This is a genomic window from Arthrobacter sp. 35W (assembly GCF_000482545.1).
Lineage (GTDB): Bacteria > Actinomycetota > Actinomycetes > Actinomycetales > Micrococcaceae > Specibacter.
The window spans coordinates 247,832-266,418 of sequence record NZ_KI519455.1; the positions used below are offsets into that span (position 1 = coordinate 247,832).

An 18,587-nucleotide genomic window follows, 5' to 3' on the forward strand; every position below is an offset into this window, starting at 1 on the left:
GCCGAGTCCGCAATGAATCGCATCCGCAGTGGCGCTGGGGGTAAGCCCTTTACTGGTAGTCGCACACTCAGCGACTTCACAGCGCTTAGGCATGCAAAAATGTGGCATTCGCTGTACAAGAACCGTACAACCCGGAACCGCATCCACTTTTCCCGCGCAAACCTCACGATTTGCACCAGATGTGGGGACGCTTTCATCCACTGCCACACTAACAATTACTAGCAACTCTAGCATGGGGAGCCCCCAACCCTTAAACCACGGGGATTTTGGGCCCCTCCCCCACTCCCCTGCCCCGGAAACGACAACAGCCCGGCACCCCGCGAGGGGAATGCCAGGCTGTTGTGCTGTGCTTCAGAGGCTAGCCGCTGAAGTTGGTGCCCAGATCGTAGTCATCCAAGGGGATGGCGTGGAACTCGGGTGCCAGGTCGGAGCCGACGTTCGTGTAGTCGAAGTCGCTGAACGCGCTCGGACCGGTGAACAGATTGGCCTTGGCCTCTTCCGTGGGCTCCACCGTGACGTTGGTGTAGCGCGGAAGACCGGTGCCGGCCGGGATCAGCTTACCGATGATCACGTTTTCCTTCAGGCCCAGCAGCGGGTCGGACTTGCCTTCCATGGCCGCCTGCGTCAGAACGCGGGTGGTCTCCTGGAACGACGCGGCCGACAGCCACGACTCGGTGGCCAGCGAGGCCTTGGTGATGCCCATGAGCTCGTTGCGGCCCGAAGCCGGCTTCTTGCCCTCGGACACCACGCGGCGGTTCTCGGACTCGAAACGGCCACGCTCGGCGAGCTCGCCGGGCAGCAGGTTCGATTCACCGGACTCGATGACCGTGACGCGGCGCAGCATCTGGCGGACGATGACTTCCACGTGCTTGTCGTGGATGCCTACACCCTGGCTGCGGTACACGCCCTGGACTTCCTCAACGAGGTGCTTCTGGGCGGCACGCGGGCCGAGGATGCGCAGAACCTGCTTGGGGTCAACAGCACCCACAACCAGCTTCTGGCCAACCTCAACGTGCTCGCCGTCGGCGACCTGCAGACGCGCACGGCGCAGAACCGGGTACGCGATCTCCTCGGTGCCGTCGTCCGGAGTCAGCACCAGACGCATCTGGCGTTCCGTCTCCTCGATGGTGATGCGGCCAGCCGCTTCAGCGATCGGGGCAACACCCTTCGGGGTGCGGGCTTCGAAGAGCTCCTGGATACGGGGCAGACCCTGGGTGATGTCCTCGCCACGGCTGGCGGACACAGCACCACCGGTGTGGAAGGTACGCATGGTCAGCTGCGTGCCGGGCTCACCAATGGACTGTGCGGCGATGATGCCCACGGCCTCACCGATGTCCACAAGCTTGCCGGTGGCCAGCGAGCGGCCGTAGCACAGGGCACAGGTTCCGACGGCGGACTCACAGGTGAGTACGGAGCGGATCTTGATCTCGGTGACGCCTGCAGCGAAGAGCTCGCCGATCAGGACATCTCCGACGTCGGCGCCGGCCTCGGCCAGCACCTTGCCCTTGGAGTCAACCACCTGGGTAGCCAGAGTACGGGCGTAAACGCTGTTCTCGACTTCCTCGTGCAGGTGCATCTCGCCATTGGCGTCAGCCACGGCGATCGGCAGCGTCAGGCCGCGCTCGGTGCCACAGTCGTCTTCGCGAACGATGACGTCCTGGGACACGTCCACCAGACGACGGGTCAGGTAACCCGAGTTGGCGGTACGCAGAGCAGTATCGGCCAGACCCTTGCGGGCACCGTGCGTGGCGATGAAGTACTCCAACACCGACAGGCCCTCGCGGTAGGAGGACTTGATCGGGCGAGGGATGATCTCACCCTTCGGGTTGGCCACCAGGCCACGGATACCGGCGATCTGGCGAACCTGCATCCAGTTACCACGGGCACCGGAGGAAACCATCCGGTTAATGGTGTTGGAGGCAGACATCGACTGGCGCATGGCGTCGGCAATGTCGTTCGTTGCCTGGTTCCAGATGTCGATGAGCTCCTGGCGGCGCTCGTCGTCTGCAATCAGACCCTTCTCGAACTGCGACTGGACCTTGGCGGCCTTGGCCTCGTAGCCCTCAAGGATGGCCGGCTTCGACTTCGGAACCTCGATGTCGGAGATGGCAACGGTGATGCCCGAGCGGGTGGCCCAGTAGAAGCCGGAGCTCTTCAGGTTGTCCAGCGTCGCCGCAACAACAACCTTGGGGTAGCGCTCGGCGAGGTCGTTCACGATCTCGGAGAGCGTGCCCTTGTCGGCAACCTTCTCAACCCAGGGGTAGTCCTCGGGCAGGGTCTCGTTGAAGAGGACCTGGCCCAGGGAGGTGGCAACGATGGCCGGCTGGCCGGGCTCCCAGCCCTCCGGAGCTTCCCACTCGGCGTACGGGATGAAGTTGTCCAGACGGATCTTCACCTGCGAGTTCAGGTGCAGGACTCCGGCGTCGTGGGCCATGATGGCCTCGGCGGGGGTGGAGAACATGCGGCCTTCGCCGGCGGAACCAACGCGCTTGGTGGTCAGGTGGTACAGACCGATGATCATATCCTGCGAGGGCAGGGTGACCGGACGGCCGTCCGAGGGCTTGAGGATGTTGTTCGAGGACAGCATCAGGATGCGGGCCTCGGCCTGTGCCTCCGGGCTCAGCGGCAGGTGCACTGCCATCTGGTCACCGTCGAAGTCGGCGTTGAAGGCGCCGCAAACCAGCGGGTGCAGCTGGATGGCCTTGCCTTCAACCAGCTGGGGCTCGAACGCCTGGATGCCCAAACGGTGCAGGGTGGGTGCACGGTTCAGCAGCACCGGGTGTTCGGTGATGATCTCTTCGAGAACATCCCACACCTGGGGACGGAAACGCTCGACCATGCGCTTGGCGCTCTTGATGTTCTGGGCGTGGTTGAGGTCAACCAGGCGCTTCATCACGAACGGCTTGAAGAGCTCCAGAGCCATCTGCTTGGGCAGACCGCACTGGTGCAGCTTCAGCTGCGGGCCGACGACGATGACCGAACGGCCCGAGTAGTCCACGCGCTTGCCGAGCAGGTTCTGGCGGAAACGACCCTGCTTGCCCTTGAGCATGTCGGAGAGCGACTTCAGCGGACGGTTGCCCGGTCCGGTGACCGGACGGCCGCGGCGGCCGTTGTCGAACAGGGAGTCAACGGCTTCCTGCAGCATGCGCTTCTCGTTGTTGACGATGATCTCCGGAGCACCCAGGTCAAGCAGTCGCTTGAGACGGTTGTTGCGGTTGATCACGCGGCGGTAGAGATCGTTCAGGTCGGAGGTGGCGAAACGGCCACCGTCGAGCTGGACCATCGGGCGCAGTTCCGGCGGGATGACCGGGACGGCGTCCAGGACCATGCCCAGCGGGCTGTTGTTGGTGGTCAGGAAGGCGTTGACAACCTTCAGACGCTTCAGGGCACGCGTCTTGCGCTGGCCCTTGCCGTTCTGGATGATGTCGCGCAGCAGCTCGGCTTCGCCGGCCATGTCGAAGTTTTCCAGACGCTTCTTGATCGCCTCGGCGCCCATGGAGCCCTCGAAGAACATGCCGTAGCGGTCACGCAGTTCGCGGTAGAGTGCCTCGTCGCCTTCGAGGTCGGCAACCTTGAGACCCTTGAAACGGTCCCAAACCTGCTCGAGGCGCTCGATGTCGGCATCCGCGCGCTTGCGGATGTTGGCCATCTGGCGGTCCGCGGAGTCGCGGGCCTTCTTCTTCTCGGCAGCCTTGGCACCTTCACCCTCGAGGCGGGCGATCTCGTTTTCGAGGTCGCGGGCCACGGTGGCGATGTCGGAGTCGCGGGTGTCGACCATCTGCTTCTTCTCGAGGTCGTGCTCAACCTGGAGGTTCGGCAGCTCTTCGTGGCGCGCATCGGCGTCAACGCTGGTGATCATGTAGGCAGCGAAGTAGATGACCTTCTCGAGGTCCTTCGGTGCCAGGTCCAGCAGGTAGCCCAAACGCGAGGGAACGCCCTTGAAGTACCAGATGTGGGTGACGGGAGCGGCCAGCTCAATGTGGCCCATGCGCTCGCGGCGCACCTTGGCGCGGGTGACCTCAACGCCACAACGCTCGCAGATGATGCCCTTGAAGCGGACGCGCTTGTACTTGCCGCAGTAGCATTCCCAGTCGCGGGACGGGCCGAAGATCTTCTCGCAGAAGAGGCCGTCCTTCTCGGGCTTGAGCGTGCGGTAGTTGATGGTTTCCGGCTTCTTGACTTCGCCGTGCGACCAGTCGCGGATGTCTTGCGCAGTGGCCAGGCCAATCTGCATGAGGCCGAAGGAGGATTCGCTGGACATATGGTCCCTGTTCTCTCTTATTCTCTAAATTCGTGAAATCTTGCTGCCCCGGTCCCGGCGAGCGGGTCCAGTGGGCATACGGGTTGCGGTAAGAGGGAGCGGTTCCGGTGGGCCGGGGATGCCGGCCCACCGGAAACGCTGCTAGACCTCTTCGACGGAGTTCGGCTCGGCCCGTGACAGGTCGATGCCCAGCTCCTCCGCGGCCCGGAAGACTTCCTCATCCGAATCACGCATCTCAATCGTCGTACCGTCGGTGGAGAGGACCTCCACGTTCAGGCACAGCGACTGCATTTCCTTGATCAGAACCTTGAAGGATTCGGGGATGCCCGGCTCCGGAATGTTCTCGCCCTTGACGATGGCTTCGTAAACCTTCACGCGGCCATGGATGTCATCGGACTTGATCGTCAGCAGTTCCTGCAGGGTGTATGCGGCACCGTAGGCCTCCAGGGCCCACACTTCCATCTCACCGAAGCGCTGGCCACCGAACTGTGCCTTACCACCCAGCGGCTGCTGCGTGATCATGGAGTACGGACCGGTGGAGCGGGCGTGGATCTTGTCGTCCACCAGGTGGTGGAGCTTCAGGATGTACATGTAGCCCACGGAGATCGGGTCCGGGAACGGCTCGCCGGAGCGGCCGTCGAACAGACGGGTCTTTCCGGAGGAGTTGATCAGACGATCGCCGTCGCGGGTCACGTTCGTGGAGTCCAGCAGGCCGGTGATTTCCTCTTCACGGGCGCCGTCGAACACCGGAGTGGCAACGGTGGTCTGGCCGGTCTCACGGGGCAGGTTCGGCAGGTTCTTGACCCACTCCGGCTCGCCCTCGATCTTCCAACCGGTCTTGGCAACCCAGCCGAGGTGCGTTTCCAGCACCTGGCCGACGTTCATTCGACCGGGCACACCCAGCGGGTTCAGCACGATGTCGACGGGGGTGCCGTCGGCCAGGAACGGCATGTCCTCGATCGGCAGGATCTTGGAGATGACACCCTTGTTGCCGTGGCGGCCGGCCAGCTTGTCACCATCGGTGATCTTGCGCTTGTTGGCCACGTACACGCGGACCAGCTGGTTGACGCCCGGGGGCAGCTCGTCGTCGGAGTCGCGGTCGAAGACGCGGACGCCGATGACGGTGCCGGACTCGCCGTGGGGAACCTTCAGGGAGGTGTCGCGGACTTCGCGGCTCTTCTCACCGAAGATGGCACGGAGCAGGCGCTCCTCCGGGGTCAGCTCGGTTTCACCCTTCGGGGTGACCTTTCCGACCAGGATGTCGCCGGCTTCAACCTCGGCACCGATGTGGATGATGCCACGCTCGTCCAGGCCGGCCAGGATCTCCTCGGAGACGTTCGGGATGTCCCGGGTGATCTCCTCGGCACCAAGCTTGGTGTCGCGGGCGTCGATCTCGTGCTCTTCGATGTGGATCGAGGACAGGACGTCCTCGGCCACGATGCGCTGGGAGAGGATGATCGCATCCTCGTAGTTGTGGCCTTCCCAGGACATGAACGCAACCAGCAGGTTCTTGCCCAGAGCCAGCTCGCCCTGGTCCGTTGCCGGACCGTCGGCGATGATGCCGCCAACTTCCAGACGCTGGCCCTCGGAGGCCAGAACGCGCTGGTTGTAGGAGTTGCCCTGGTTGGAGCGCTGGTACTTGTGGATCGGGTAGTTGGTCTCCGTGCCGTCGTCGTTGAGCATGACGACGAGATCGGCGGACACCTCGGTGACCACACCGGCCTTCTTGGCGATGACAACGTCACCGGCGTCGACGGCGGCGGCGCGCTCCATGCCGGTGCCCACGAAGGGGGCCTCGGAACGGACCAGCGGCACAGCCTGGCGCTGCATGTTCGCACCCATGAGTGCGCGGTTGGCGTCATCGTGCTCCAGGAACGGGATCAGGGCGGTTGCCACAGACACCATCTGGCGCGGGGAGACGTCCATGTACTCGACCTCGTTGGCCGGGATCAGGACGGGCTCGCCTCCACCACCACGGGCACGGACGAGGACGGTTTCCTCGGCGAAGTGGTTGTTCGCATCCAGCGGCGCGTTGGCCTGGGCGATGACAACCTCGACCTCGTCGTCTGCCGTCAGGTAGTCGACCTCATCGGAGACGACACCCTCGGACACGCGGCGGTACGGCGTCTCAATGAAACCGAACGGGTTGATGCGGCCGTAGGAGGCCAGCGAACCGATCAGACCAATGTTCGGGCCTTCAGGGGTTTCAATGGGGCACATGCGTCCGTAGTGGGACGGGTGGACGTCTCGAACTTCCATGCCTGCACGGTCGCGGGACAGACCACCCGGGCCCAGCGCGGAGAGGCGACGCTTGTGCGTCAGACCGGCCAGCGGGTTGTTCTGGTCCATGAACTGGGACAGCTGGGAGGTTCCGAAGAACTCCTTGATGGCTGCCACAACGGGACGGATGTTGATCAGCGTCTGCGGCGTGATGGCCTCGACGTCCTGGGTGGTCATCCGCTCGCGGACGACGCGCTCCATGCGGGACAGACCCGTGCGGACCTGGTTCTCGATGAGCTCGCCGACGGCGCGGATGCGGCGGTTGCCGAAGTGGTCGATGTCATCGACCTCGACGCGCAGGTCGACCTCTCCACCGTCGCGCTTGCCCTTGAGGGTCTTCTCACCGGCGTGCAGGGTCACCAGGAACTTGATCATGGCGACGATGTCGTCGATGTCCAGCACGGAGGCATCATCGGCCGAGAGCGGCTTGTCGATGCCCAGCTTGCGGTTGATCTTGTAGCGGCCAACCTTGGCCAGGTCGTAGCGCTTCGGGTTGAAGTACAGGTTGTGCAGCAGCGCATCGGCGGCCTCAACCGTCGGCGGCTCGCCCGGTCGCAGCTTCCGGTAGATGTCAAGCAACGCGTCTTCGCGGGTGGACGTGGCGTCCTTCTCCAGCGTGGCGCGGATGGAGTCGAACTGGCCGAACTCCTCAAGGATCTGGCCTTCGGTCCAGCCGAGGGCCTTCAGCAGCACCGTGACGGACTGCTTGCGCTTGCGGTCAAGGCGGACGCCGACCTGGTCGCGCTTGTCGATCTCCAGCTCAAACCATGCACCACGGGAGGGGATGATCTTGGCGGTGAAGATGTCCTTGTCACTGGTCTTGTCGGCGGTGCGCTCGAAGTAGGCGCCCGGGGAACGGACCAGCTGGGAAACGACGACACGCTCGGTGCCGTTGATGACGAAGGTGCCCTTGTCGGTCATCAGCGGGAAGTCGCCCATGAACACCGTCTGCTGCTTGATTTCGCCAGTGGTGTTGTTCATGAACTCGGCCTTGACGTACAAGGGAGCCGAGTACGTGGCGTCGCGGTCCTTGCATTCGGCCATCGTGTACTTGGGGTCGGCGAACTCCGGGTCCGAGAAGGACAGGGACATGGTGCCCTGGAAGTCCTCGATCGGGGAGATCTCTTCAAAGATGTCAGAGAGGCCGGAGGTGGTGGCGACGCTGTCGTCACCTGCGTCCACGGCTGTCTGCATCCGCTCCTGCCAGCGCCCGTTGCCGACGAGCCAGTCAAAGCTCTCGGTCTGGAGGGCCAGCAGATTCGGCACGTCAAGCGGCTCGTGAATCTTGGCGAAGGAGAGGCGGCGCGTGGCACCGTCGGTGCTGTTTGCGTCGATAGCGGTTTCGGCGTTGTTTACATTAGAGGTGCTCGAGGCGACCAAGAGGGATCCTTCCACAGACCTTCAGGCTTGTTCTTACGACCCCGAACCTGATCCAAAACCCTGCCTCGTGGCAGAATCCGGACGCCACATCACTGCAATGCGCCCGGCGGACGCAACACGATGAATGGCAAAGCCTACCGCTATATGAAGGCTGAAGGTTAAGAGGGGATACGCAAAGATCTACTCTATAGGCAAATGGCTTCGCCTGTCTACCCCAGAGTTGCCGATTGTGCAAGTACGGCTTCCATGCGGTATCGAATGCCGCGCCGGCGCTGGTGGAAACGGCGTAGATGTGAGGGAAATAACAAGGGGCTTTGAACTGTTAGATTCTTGTGTAGCGGCCCTCAACGGTGAGGCGATGCCGCTCGAACGCAAACGAGGAGCACACTCCCATGACTGCAGAATCCACCGAGGTGGTGGTCCTGGCCGGCGCCCGGACCCCGCAGGGCCGCCTGAACGGGCAGCTTTCCGCCTTCACCGCCGTCGAGCTTGGGGCCAAGGCCATCGCGGCGGCCGTGGAGCGCTCCGGCGTTCCGGCCAGCGCCGTCGACGCCGTCATCATGGGGCAGGTGCTGCAGGCCGGTGCCGGGCAGAACCCCGCACGGCAGGCCGCCATCGGGGCGGGCCTGGGCTGGAACATCCCCGCCGTCACCATCAACAAGGTCTGCCTGTCCGGCTTGACGGCAGTGATCGACGCCGCGCGGCTGATCCGCAGCGGCGAGGCCACCGTGGTGGTGGCCGGCGGCCAGGAGTCAATGACCCGCGCGCCGCATGTGCTGCCCGGCTCGCGGCAGGGCTGGACCTACGGCTCCATCCAGGTGCTGGACGTGGCGGCCCACGACGGGCTCACCGACGCCTTCGACGGCGATTCCATGGGCCTGTCCACAGAACGCGGCAACATCAAGCTGGGCATCGATCGGCACAGCCAGGACGAGGTGGCGGCGGCCTCGCACCAGCGCGCCGCCGCCGCTGCCGCCGCCGGACGCTTCGAGGCAGAGATCGTTCCGGTCTCCGTGCCGCAGCGCAAGGGCGAGCCGGTGCTCCTGAGCACCGACGAGGGCGTGCGCCCGGCCACCACCGTGGACACCCTTGCTCCGCTGCGTCCGGCGTTCACCACCGACGGCACCATCACGGCCGGCAATTCCTCGCCGCTGAGCGACGGCGCCAGCGCCCTGGTGCTGGCCAGCCGCGCCTACGCCGAGGAGCACGGCTTGGAGTATCTGGCCGTGCTGGGCTCCCCCGGCCAGGTGGCGGGCCCGGACAACTCGCTGCACTCCCAGCCCGCGAATGCCATCCAGAACGCACTGGCGCGGGCCGGCTGGACCACCGAGGATCTGGACTTCATCGAGATCAACGAGGCCTTTGCCTCCGTGGCGGTGCAGTCGCTGCGCGAGCTCGGCATCGATCCGGTGCTCTGCAACATCCATGGCGGCGCCATCGCCCTGGGCCACCCCATCGGTGCCTCGGGCGCCCGGCTGGCCCTGCATGCGGCCTCCGAGCTGGCGAGGCGCGGCACCGGCCGCGCCGCGGTGGCCCTCTGCGGAGGCGGCGGCCAGGGCGAGGCCCTGCTGCTGTACAGGGACTAGGACATGGCACATGGACACGGCACCGGCGCGCCCGCCGGACGCGAACGGGTGGCCGCCGATGCCGCCGCCCGCGGACTTGAGGTGGAGATCTTCCCGCGGCAGAACGCCTCCTCGCTCGCCGAGGCGGCCGGAATCCTCGGAATCCGCCCCGCTGACATCGTCAAATCCCTGGTGGTGAAGCGGCCGGGGGACGAATTCCTCTTCGCCCTGATCCCGGGAGACCGGCAGATCTCCTGGCCCAAGCTGCGCGCCGTCGTCGGCGTCAACAAGCTGGCCATGCCGCCGGCGGAGGTGGCGCTGGCGGCGACGGGGTATGCCCGCGGCACCATCACGCCGCTGGGCAGCACGACGGCGTGGCCGGTGTACGCGGACGAGTCGATGGTCGGGCAGAGGGTGGCGATGGGGGCCGGCGAACACGGCTACAGCCTCTTCGTGGACGGCGATGCCCTCATTACCGCCCTCGGCGCCACCGTCGCGGACATCTCCTCCCCCGCCTAGGAACAACTGTGCGACAGTAGATGCTGCTCTGGAGCTCCAGAGCAGCATCTACTGTCGCACAGTTGGGTTCCACCCCCGGGAGGCCAGGGCCCGGCGCACCTTGGCCACGGCCGCCCGGGCCTCGTTGTCCATATGCCGCTTGGAAATGCGCACCTGGATCCAGCCGGCCCGCGCGTAATCCTCCTCGCGGTCGATGTCCCGTGCCACCTGCTCGGGAGCGGCATGCCCCGCACCCTCGTACTCCACGGCAACCTGGTACTGCGCAAAGGACTGGTCGGGCTGCCGGGATGCGCCGCCAGCCAGCTCGACGGCGGTGTTGAGCGCCGGTTCTGGCAGGCCTGCACGCACCAGCGCGAGCCGCAGCCTTGTCTCGGGCGCCGAATCGCTGCCCACGCGCGCCTGCTCCAGCGCCAGCCGGGCCTTGCGGATGCCGGGCGTGCCCCGGTGCCGCTCCAACAGCGCCGCGAACTCGCCAACGGTGGCGTAGGGTTCCGAACGGCCCTCGAACTCCGGGCGGGGAATGCGCAGCAGGTGGTCGGCAACCACTGTCAGCTCGTCCACGCTCATCCGGCGGGCGCAGTCCAGCCACGTCCGGATCCGGGTAGTGATCCAGAGGCCGGCCAGGCATTCGACCTCATCGCCGCGCAGATGCGTCCGGTGCCCTGTGACCCCGGTGCGGCGCGGAATGCCATGTGGGTACTGACGCGCGATGTGGATGCCTTCGTCGACGTGCTGCGGCAGGAAGCCCGGAAAGTCCCAAATGGCGAAGGCCGTGGCGTGGGATGCGGCGCAGTGCCCGGTGACCACGCTGTAGGGGCGGACCAGCAGCGCAAGGTCGGTGCCGCCGTCGTCGGCGGTCCTGGCGATCCCACGGCAGAGGTGGACGATCTCCCTGTGCCGCAGCTTGCCGGGCGTCACGCCGGCGTCCCGGGCTTCGGCCATGGTGAAGGGGGCTGATGCCAGATGGGGCGGGAGCTGGGTGGGCCGGCGCATCTGTCCATTGTGGCAACCGGGCTGGTTCCCCGCAGAAGTTGTCCACAGCCGCCCTGGAGGACCTCATCTGTGCGACAGCAAACGCTGCTCTGACGCTCCAGAAGAGCGTCTGCTGTCGCACAGATGCAAAGAAGCCCCGCACCAAACGGTGCGGGGCTTCTTCGAAAGAAAGACGCTGTAGTTACTTGACGGTAACGGTTGCGCCGGCTTCTTCGAGCTGAGCCTTTGCCTTCTCGGCAGCTTCCTTGGTGACGCCTTCGAGGACAGCCTTGGGAGCGGAGTCCACAACGTCCTTGGCTTCCTTCAGGCCGAGGGACGTGATAGCGCGCACCTCCTTGATGACTGCAATCTTCTTGTCGCCAGCGGCTTCGAGGATGACGTCGAACTCGGTCTTCTCTTCCTCGGCCTCAGCGGCACCGGCGGCGGGGCCGGCAACGGCGACAGCAGCAGCGGTAACTTCGAAGGTCTCTTCGAACTGCTTGACGAACTCGGAGAGCTCGATGATGGTCAGTTCCTTGAAAGCTGCGATGAGCTCGTCATTGGTGAGCTTAGCCATGAGTGGCGCTCCTTCTGTTTCTTGGCCTTGGCGGCCGGGTCTATAACCTAAAGTCCTGGTGGAGTTCAGGGTGTAACCAGGGAGTGAACCCTGTGAGGTTTTAGGCCTCGGTGGTCTCAGCTTCAGCGGCGGGAGCTTCGGCAGCTGCCTCTTCGGCCGGAGCCTCAACAGCAGCTTCTTCAGCAGCGGCTTCCTCGGCCGGAGCCTCGGTGCCTTCGGCCAGCTTGGCGCGCAGGGCTTCGATGGTGCGCGCAGCGGCGGCCATCGGAGCCTTCAGGACGCCAGCGACACGGGCGAGCTGGAGTTCGCGCGACTCGAGGGCAGCCAGGGCTGCAACCCCTGCCGCATCCAGGGCCTTGCCTTCGAACAGACCGGTCTTGATGACCAGCTGCTTGTTGGCCTTTGCAAAATCCGTCAGGCTCTTGGCTGCCGCAACAGCGTCACCCTTGATGAACGCGATTGCGGTGGGGCCGGCGAGCTGACCTTCGAATGCGCCAACACCAGCTTCCTTGGCCGCAATGGCGGTCAGGGTGTTCTTGACGACCGAGAACTTGGTGTCCTGGCCGAGAGAAACACGCAGCTGCTTGAGCTGTGCAACGGTGAGCCCACGGTATTCGGTTAGGACTGCAGCGTTGGATTCCTTGAAATCGTTGGTGATTTCTGCAACTGCTGCCACCTTGCTAGGCGTTGCCATAACACTCCTTCCGGGAAATTAATGCCGGTCGCTTCATGTCCTTGCCGTTTTCACAGCACAAAGAAAAACGCCCCGCGCAGATGCCCGGGGCGTTGGACCATGGCGTTCCGGATTGCTCCGGACCTTCCACATGGTCAAGCTTCGTTCACCTGCGCCGGCCGCCTTCAGAGAAGGACTTTCGGATGGAAGCCTGCCCGCTTCCCCGCTCATGGACGCATGCTGCGACCTTGGCTGGGGGGAGGAATTCCATCGACCGACGGTCTTTGGTCCTTCCAGACTACGCGATCCGGGCCCCCGGGGACAAATCGGGCCCGACGGCGGACCGCCCGCCGGATGCCCTCCCGGGCCGGCAAGGACCTAGTGTCCGTAGTTGAAGTCCTTGTGCCACTGGCCGGTGACACCGGCCGGGATGAAGCCCAGCATCGCATTGACGCCCAGCATGTAGGTGTTGTCCGAGGCGTTCCAGGTGTAGACGGTGCGCACGCTGGGGAAAGACTGGGCCAGAAGCCTGAGATTGGCAACCTTGATCAGCAGGCCGACCTCCCGGCCGCGGTGTTCGGTGAGGACCACCGTGTCGTCCTGGAAGGCGACGTCGTCCCGGTTGCCCAGCACGGAGATGGAGGTGAATCCGATGAGCTTGCCGGTGAGGCTGTCCTCGGCTGCGCTGACGAGTGTATGGCGTCCGCCCTCGGCCGCCAGCTCCTCGCTTTCGCGGATCCTCGCCTCGGTCCAGGCATCATCCGAGCTCCCGTCGTCGCCCGCCACGGCGGCCACGGAGGATTCCAGCGTGACGATGTCCGCCAGCCACGTCTCGGGGCACCTGTCCACCCACTGGTGCAGGATGTACTGGTCGCCCTGCGCGGCAAGGGCCCTGGCCCGCATGGACTCGGCAAGCGGCTCGGGGAGCGGCAGGGTGCGGGCGCTGAACTGCTCCACCTGCTGGAGCTGGTAGCCGGCACTGTGGGCAAACCGGGCCTCGCGGCTGCTCAATGGCAAATGACCCACTCCGCCGCTGGCCTGAAGAGTCTCGCCGTCGAGGGAGTCCAGGGTGACGGCGGGGTGGTGGGTTTCCACCAGCACCACGCGGCGGTTCTCGCCGAGCACAAACTGCTCGGCGGCCTCCAGCAGCTCCCGTCCCACACCGTGGCCCTGCGCGCTGGGCAGGATGTCCAGGGTGACATGGGCCAGATCCGTTGAATCGGCCAGCGGAAGCGTGATGCCCGCCCGGCCCACGATCTCCCCCTCGACGCGGGCCAGCAGGACGATGTTCCACTCGTAGGGGTCTTGGAAGGTGGCCAGCAACTCGGCGGCCGTGTAGGCGAGGTCGTCGTTGCCCCAGGTGTTGACGCGCACCTGCCGGGACACTTCGACGGCGGCATGGAGGTCGGCCGCATCGGGCCCGTCCAAGGACTGCGGCACGTGCAGCTGCTCGATCTCAATGGTCGTCATGGCTCCCCCATCGGCGGACCCTGCGGTGCCGCCAGTATCTTCTGCCACGTGGCAGTAGCGCCGGCGCGGACAAAGCCCATGGCAATGTTGATCGCCAGCATGTTCGCGTTTTCCTCGGCGTTGAAAGTATAGATGCGTTCCACCGTGGGCCATTCCCGCCCGGCCGCGGCAAGGTTCGCATCCTTCATCCGCCGGCCCAGTCCGTGGCCCCTGTAGGAGGGCAGCACCAGTGTGTCGTTCTGGAACGCCACGGCCGGCACATCCGGGCTGTGCTCCAGCACCGTGTGGCCGGCGAGGGCACCCGTTGCCGCCTCGCGTGCGACGGCAACCAGTAGGGAGGACCCTTTGGCAGCAACCTCATCCTCCTCGGCCCGGACGCGGGCGCCGTCCCAGCGTTCCTCGTGCAGGTCCAAGCCGCCCAGCGGCACCTCGGTGCTCATCCGCCGGCGCAGATCGGCATAGGCCTCCAGCACCGCCTCAGGACAGCGTCCATTCCACAGCAGCAGCTCGAATCCGCCCCGGGAATCAAGCGGAGGCTCCACTGCCGGATCCTCAGCCTGGCCAGGCCCGGGCGCCGCCAGGTGCAGCACGCTGATCTTGTCCACCTGTTCCAGGACGAAGCCGTGGGCGACAGCGAATCCGGCCGCCGCGGCCTCCAGGGACACGCTGCCGGCCCCGGTGGTGGCCACCAGTGTCCTGCCCGCGGCCTCCGTTCCAGGCTGCTCGAGGTGGTCGCTCCAGCCGCACAGGACGGTTCGGCCGCGCTCCCGCGCCAGTTCCGTGGCCCGGGCCAGCAGGGCGCTGCCGGCACCCCGTCGGCGGTGGTCCGGATGGACCTGGATGTGCAGGTCGGCCAGGTGGAGGTTGTCCGCCAGCGGCAGGTTGAGGCTGGCCCGCCCCACCAGCTCTCCGCCGTCGTACGCGGCCAGCAGCAGCTTCTCGTCATAGTCCTGGCGTTGGGCCCTCGCCAGCGCGGCGGCCGGGCTGGTGGCGAAGTCGCCGCTGCCCTGGGTGTCCCGCTCCACCAGATTGGCCAGCTCGGCGGCGGCAACGAAGGGGCCGGCGCCGGGCGCTTGAAGGGACTGCGGTATCCCCAGTTGAACTATGCTGATGCTGCTCACAACCACCACCTAATCCGTGGGGCGCACCATCACGTAATCGTGCTCCTGGCGCGTCCCCAGCATGAATGTCTTGGTTCCCATCTGCACAAAGCCGCTCTTTTGGTAGAAGCGGATCGCCCGGGCATTCTCATCGTTCACGCCCAGCCACAGGGATGCTGCCCCGAGGCGGGCGCCATGGGCCACCGATGCGGCCATCAGCGCCGCGGCCAGCCCCGCACCGTGATGGTCCGGGTGGACGTAGCACTTGCTCAATTCAATGACCGGCTGTGCCGCGGCTTCAAGCACCTTGGCCACCTGGGGGTCCGCCGGCGGCGCGGACACCAGCAGCGCATAGCCTCCGAGGCTTCCGTCGTCGTCGGCCACCAGCACTGTCCGCTGTGGATCCGCCAGATATCCGCCGAAGTGCTCCTCGGTGAGGTTGGCGTCAATGAATGCCGCAATGTCCTCCGGAGCGCTTGACGGCGGACATGCCAAGGGGAAGGTGATGGCTGCCAGCTCGGCCAACGCCGCGGCGTCCTGGACCGTCGCCTGCCGGATGGTCGCGCCCATCAATGCCCTCCTCAGTGTCTGCCGCCCGCCGGCGCGGGACAACCCCAGCTTACAAAAAAAGGGACCCGCACAGCAGATGCTGTGCGGGTCCCTTTCGTCAGAACTGTCGTTCCTAGGCCTCGATGATGACCTTGGTGACGTTCGGGTCCACGGCGATGCCGGGGCCGAACGTGGTGGCGACGGTTGCCTTCTGCAGGTAGCGACCCTTGGCGGCGGAGGGCTTCAAGCGAAGCACCTCTTCCAGAGCTGCGGCGTAGTTCTCGCCCAGCTTGACGGCGTCGAAGGACACCTTGCCAATGATGAAGTGCAGGTTGGAGTGCTTGTCGACGCGGAAGTCGATCTTTCCACCCTTGATGTCGATGACAGCCTTGGCGACGTCGTTGGTGACGGTGCCGGTCTTCGGGTTCGGCATCAGGTTGCGCGGGCCCAGGACCTTGCCCAGTCGGCCAACCTTGCCCATGAGGTCCGGCGTAGCCACGGCTGCGTCGAAGTCGGTCCAGCCGCCCTGGATCTTTTCGATCAGGTCGTCGGAGCCAACGAAGTCGGCGCCGGCTGCGATGGCGGCCTCGGCGCGCTCACCGGTGGCGAACACCAGAACGCGGGCGGTCTTACCGGTACCGTGCGGCAGGTTGACCGTACCGCGGACCATCTGGTCAGCCTTGCGAGGGTCTACGCCCAGGCGGAAGGCAACCTCAACGGTTGCGTCGAACTTGGAGGGGTTGGTCTCCTTGGCGAGGGTGATGGCCTCGAACGGCGCGTAGAACTTGTCTGCGTCGATCTTGGCGGCCGCTGCCTCATATGCTTTGCTGCGCTTTGCCATGCTGCTTGTTTCTCCTTGTGCAGTTGTGGTCGTGTGGACCGCGCGGGCCCTGCCACTGCGACGGCCCAAAGCCGTCAATTGATGTTCTTGGTGTGGTGGTCTGGACTGGCCAGGCCACCGGATTGCTGGTTTCGACAAGCTCAACCAGCAGCGAGGGGATTTAGGCCTCGACCGTGATGCCCATGGAGCGGGCGGTGCCGGCGATGATCTTCTCGGCGCCCTCGATGCTGGTGGCGTTGAGGTCAACCAGCTTCTGGGTGGCGATCTCGGTGACCTGTGCCTTGGTCAGCTGCGCAACCTTGACGGTGTGCGGGGTAGCCGAGCCCTTGGCAACGCCTGCAGCCTTCTTGATGAGCTCTGCAGCCGGCGGGGTCTTGGTGATGAACGTGAAGGAACGGTCCTCGTAGACAGTGATTTCCACGGGGATGACGTTGCCGCGCTGGGATTCCGTTGCAGCGTTGTACGCCTTGCAGAATTCCATGATGTTGACGCCGTGCTGACCAAGCGCCGGACCGATGGGCGGTGCCGGGTTGGCGGCGCCTGCCTGGATCTGCAGCTTGATAAGGCCGGTGACCTTTTTCTTGGGAGCCAATGTAGGGTCCTTCTCTCAATATCTTTCCCAGGCGACGGAGCGCGCCGTGGGATTTTTGGCCGGATGGCGTCCGGCCACCGCGTCGGCAGCAGCTAAGCGGGCTGCGCCGACGCGAAATCGTGGGTCAACTAGATCTTGGTGACCTGGTTGAATGCGAGGGTAACGGGGGTCTCGCGCTCGAAGATCGACACCAGGACCACCAGGGTCTGGGATTCCGGCTTGATCTCGGAGATCGTGGCGGGCAGGGTCTCGAACGGACCCTCCTTGACGATGACGGACTCGCCAACTTCGAAGTCGATCTCGGCGTCGGCCGGGTTGTGGCGCAGCGGCACACCTGTCTCGGCGGCGTGCTCTTCCTCGAAGACCGGAGCCAGCATGGAGAAGACCTCATCGAGGCGCAGCGGCACGGGGTTGTGGGCGTTGCCCACGAAGCCGGTGACGCCGGGGGTGTGGCGGACGACGCCCCAGGAGGCATCCGTCAGGTCCATGCGGACCAGCACGTAGCCGGGGATGCGGACGCGGTTGACGATCTTGCGCTGAGCGTTCTTGATCTCAACGACTTCCTCCATCGGCACCTGGGTCTCGAAGATGTAATCTTCCATGTTCAGGGACTGGGCACGGGTCTCAAGGTTGGCCTTGACCCGGTTTTCATAGCCGGCGTAGGAGTGGATGACGTACCAGTCACCCTCCTGGCGGCGCAGCTTGGCCTTGAATTCTTCGGCGGGGTCGACGGCGGGGGCCGGCGCAGCAGCGTCTTCGGCCTCGGCGTCGGCCGGCTCGGTCTCGGAATCCTCGTCGGACTCGGACTCGGAATCCGTCTCGGACTCGTCGTCGTCCTCATCGGAGTAGTCGTCGTCTACGTCCGTCTCGGAGTCCTCAGGCGCAACAAATTCGGCACCGTCGGCGGCCTCGGCCACCTCGGCGCCCTCGTCCAGCACACTCTCGGTTGCTTCGAGCTCCTGCTCAGCGTCGTGCTCAGACACGTAATTTCCTGCTTTCCTAATCCGAACTTAAATGGCTCAACCGACCCCACGCAATTGCTTGCGCCCGGGGCCGGCACTGTTGAGCGTCCTACTGCTCCAGGTTGCCGGCTCCGCCGAACACCCACAGCACGCTCTTGCCGAAGGCAAGATCCAAGACGGTCACCAGCGCCATCATGATGATCACAAACACCAGAACCACAAGGGTGTAGTTGATCAGTTCCTTGCGAGTCGGTGTAACAACCTTCTTCAGCTCACCGATGACCTGACGAACGAACAAGGCAATCCGAGCAAAGAAACCGGCATTGGAAGGCTTGTTGCTCTTCTTCGCGGGGCGGCCCTGGGAGCTGCTGGCAGCAGTATCGGACACTATGCCTGCCTCAATCTTTTCTCGGCTTGGACACTGGTTCGGACAATGAACCGTGTTTGATTCGCACGTCTGGAACTTCTCAAGCTGGTTGACTGCTGCACCGAAATGGCCGCCGGGTTCCCTGCCTGCTGAAAGCAAACATGGAACCCGGCCACCATTTTCGGCTATGCGCAGGGCAGACAGGACTCGAACCTGCAACCTGCGGTTTTGGAGACCGCTGCGCTACCAATTGCGCCACTACCCTATGGAGTCAATGCGACCCCCACTATTTTTGCACACTTTGGACGAAACCCCACATTGTGAACCCCGGCCGATGCGGCGGGAATGCGATGCGGTCCAATGGCGCAAACCATCGTGGTGGTATCAACACCGGTGAACCAGTCTACGCAATCCGGGGCGCTACGTCGAACTGGCGGCCGCAGCCCCCTAAAATAGGGGGCGACAACCTTGTTTTTTTC

At 64.8% G+C, this 18,587-nt stretch carries 14 protein-coding genes and 1 tRNA gene; 2 read left to right on the forward strand and 13 right to left on the reverse strand.

The genetic code is table 11. The features are described from left to right. Positions 1-358: 358 nt before the first annotated feature. Positions 359-4,261 carry a DNA-directed RNA polymerase subunit beta' gene (locus K254_RS0113315; protein WP_026555782.1) on the reverse strand — a complete coding sequence of 1,301 codons (3,903 nt, stop codon included), beginning with the start codon at positions 4,259-4,261 and terminating at the stop codon, positions 359-361. A 141-nt stretch (positions 4,262-4,402) separates the two neighbouring features. Then, positions 4,403-7,921 (reverse strand): DNA-directed RNA polymerase subunit beta, encoded by a 3,519-nt coding sequence (rpoB, locus tag K254_RS0113320; protein WP_026555783.1) that lies wholly within the window; start codon positions 7,919-7,921, stop codon positions 4,403-4,405. 392 nt (positions 7,922-8,313) lie between these two features. Between rpoB and K254_RS0113325 the strand changes: the two genes are divergently transcribed. Together K254_RS0113325 and K254_RS0113330 are read left to right on the forward strand one after the other, a co-directional pair. Then, positions 8,314-9,507 carry an acetyl-CoA C-acetyltransferase gene (locus K254_RS0113325; protein ID WP_026555784.1) on the forward strand — a complete coding sequence of 398 codons (1,194 nt, stop codon included), beginning with the start codon at positions 8,314-8,316 and terminating at the stop codon, positions 9,505-9,507. Between the two features lie 3 nt (positions 9,508-9,510). Beyond that, positions 9,511-10,005: an aminoacyl-tRNA deacylase gene (locus K254_RS0113330; protein WP_026555785.1), complete on the forward strand. Its 495-nt coding sequence runs from the start codon at positions 9,511-9,513 to the stop codon at positions 10,003-10,005. Between the two features lie 48 nt (positions 10,006-10,053). Here the strand turns inward: K254_RS0113330 and K254_RS0113335 are convergent, their stop codons facing one another. The 11 genes from K254_RS0113335 to K254_RS0113385 form a co-directional block, all read right to left on the reverse strand. Further along, positions 10,054-10,998 carry a hypothetical protein gene (locus K254_RS0113335; RefSeq protein ID WP_026555786.1) on the reverse strand — a complete coding sequence of 315 codons (945 nt, stop codon included), beginning with the start codon at positions 10,996-10,998 and terminating at the stop codon, positions 10,054-10,056. 181 nt (positions 10,999-11,179) lie between these two features. Next, entirely contained in the window at positions 11,180-11,554 is a 375-nt protein-coding gene (gene rplL, locus K254_RS0113340; RefSeq protein WP_026555787.1) for a 50S ribosomal protein L7/L12, read from the reverse strand. 100 nt (positions 11,555-11,654) lie between these two features. Then, positions 11,655-12,248 carry a 50S ribosomal protein L10 gene (gene rplJ / locus K254_RS0113345; protein WP_026555788.1) on the reverse strand — a complete coding sequence of 198 codons (594 nt, stop codon included), beginning with the start codon at positions 12,246-12,248 and terminating at the stop codon, positions 11,655-11,657. A gap of 357 nt (positions 12,249-12,605) precedes the next feature. Next, positions 12,606-13,697, reverse strand: coding sequence for a GNAT family N-acetyltransferase (locus K254_RS0113350; RefSeq protein ID WP_026555789.1), 1,092 nt, complete (start codon positions 13,695-13,697; stop codon positions 12,606-12,608). Further along, entirely contained in the window at positions 13,694-14,818 is a 1,125-nt protein-coding gene (locus K254_RS23215; RefSeq protein WP_196810965.1) for a GNAT family N-acetyltransferase, read from the reverse strand. Before K254_RS23215 ends, K254_RS0113350 begins: the two co-directional genes overlap by 4 nt. 9 nt (positions 14,819-14,827) lie before the next feature. Further along, positions 14,828-15,367: a GNAT family N-acetyltransferase gene (locus tag K254_RS0113360; protein WP_026555790.1), complete on the reverse strand. Its 540-nt coding sequence runs from the start codon at positions 15,365-15,367 to the stop codon at positions 14,828-14,830. Between the two features lie 112 nt (positions 15,368-15,479). Beyond that, complete coding sequence (rplA, locus tag K254_RS0113365) at positions 15,480-16,187, reverse strand: 50S ribosomal protein L1 (RefSeq protein WP_026555791.1); 708 nt, start codon at positions 16,185-16,187, stop codon at positions 15,480-15,482. 160 nt (positions 16,188-16,347) lie between these two features. After that, the gene (rplK, locus tag K254_RS0113370) at positions 16,348-16,779 is read right to left on the reverse strand and encodes a 50S ribosomal protein L11 (RefSeq protein WP_026555792.1); all 432 of its coding nucleotides are present in this window, start codon (positions 16,777-16,779) and stop codon (positions 16,348-16,350) included. Positions 16,780-16,907: 128 nt separating this feature from the next. Then, on the reverse strand, positions 16,908-17,762 hold the full coding sequence (gene nusG, locus K254_RS0113375) for a transcription termination/antitermination protein NusG (RefSeq protein WP_026555793.1): 855 nt from the start codon (positions 17,760-17,762) through the stop codon (positions 16,908-16,910). An 88-nt stretch (positions 17,763-17,850) separates the two neighbouring features. Continuing rightward, positions 17,851-18,129, reverse strand: a complete 279-nt coding sequence (gene secE, locus K254_RS0113380; RefSeq protein ID WP_026555794.1) for a preprotein translocase subunit SecE — start codon at positions 18,127-18,129, stop codon at positions 17,851-17,853. A gap of 171 nt (positions 18,130-18,300) precedes the next feature. Further along, positions 18,301-18,373: transfer RNA gene (locus K254_RS0113385), tRNA-Trp, on the reverse strand. Between the last annotated feature and the right edge of the window lie 214 nt (positions 18,374-18,587).

Bases quoted from the DNA above. Each gene is read 5' to 3' on its own strand.
- rplL (WP_026555787.1), bottom strand. From the start codon at position 11,554: ATGGCTAAGCTCACCAATGACGAGCTCATCGCAGCTTTCAAGGAACTG.
- rplA (WP_026555791.1), bottom strand. From the start codon at position 16,187: ATGGCAAAGCGCAGCAAAGCATATGAGGCAGCGGCCGCCAAGATCGAC.
- K254_RS0113360 (WP_026555790.1), bottom strand. From the start codon at position 15,367: ATGGGCGCGACCATCCGGCAGGCGACGGTCCAGGACGCCGCGGCGTTG.
- K254_RS0113350 (WP_026555789.1), bottom strand. From the start codon at position 13,697: ATGACGACCATTGAGATCGAGCAGCTGCACGTGCCGCAGTCCTTGGAC.
- K254_RS0113325 (WP_026555784.1), top strand. From the start codon at position 8,314: ATGACTGCAGAATCCACCGAGGTGGTGGTCCTGGCCGGCGCCCGGACC.
- K254_RS0113330 (WP_026555785.1), top strand. From the start codon at position 9,511: ATGGCACATGGACACGGCACCGGCGCGCCCGCCGGACGCGAACGGGTG.
- K254_RS0113315 (WP_026555782.1), bottom strand. From the start codon at position 4,261: ATGTCCAGCGAATCCTCCTTCGGCCTCATGCAGATTGGCCTGGCCACT.
- K254_RS0113335 (WP_026555786.1), bottom strand. From the start codon at position 10,998: ATGCGCCGGCCCACCCAGCTCCCGCCCCATCTGGCATCAGCCCCCTTC.
- rplJ (WP_026555788.1), bottom strand. From the start codon at position 12,248: ATGGCAACGCCTAGCAAGGTGGCAGCAGTTGCAGAAATCACCAACGAT.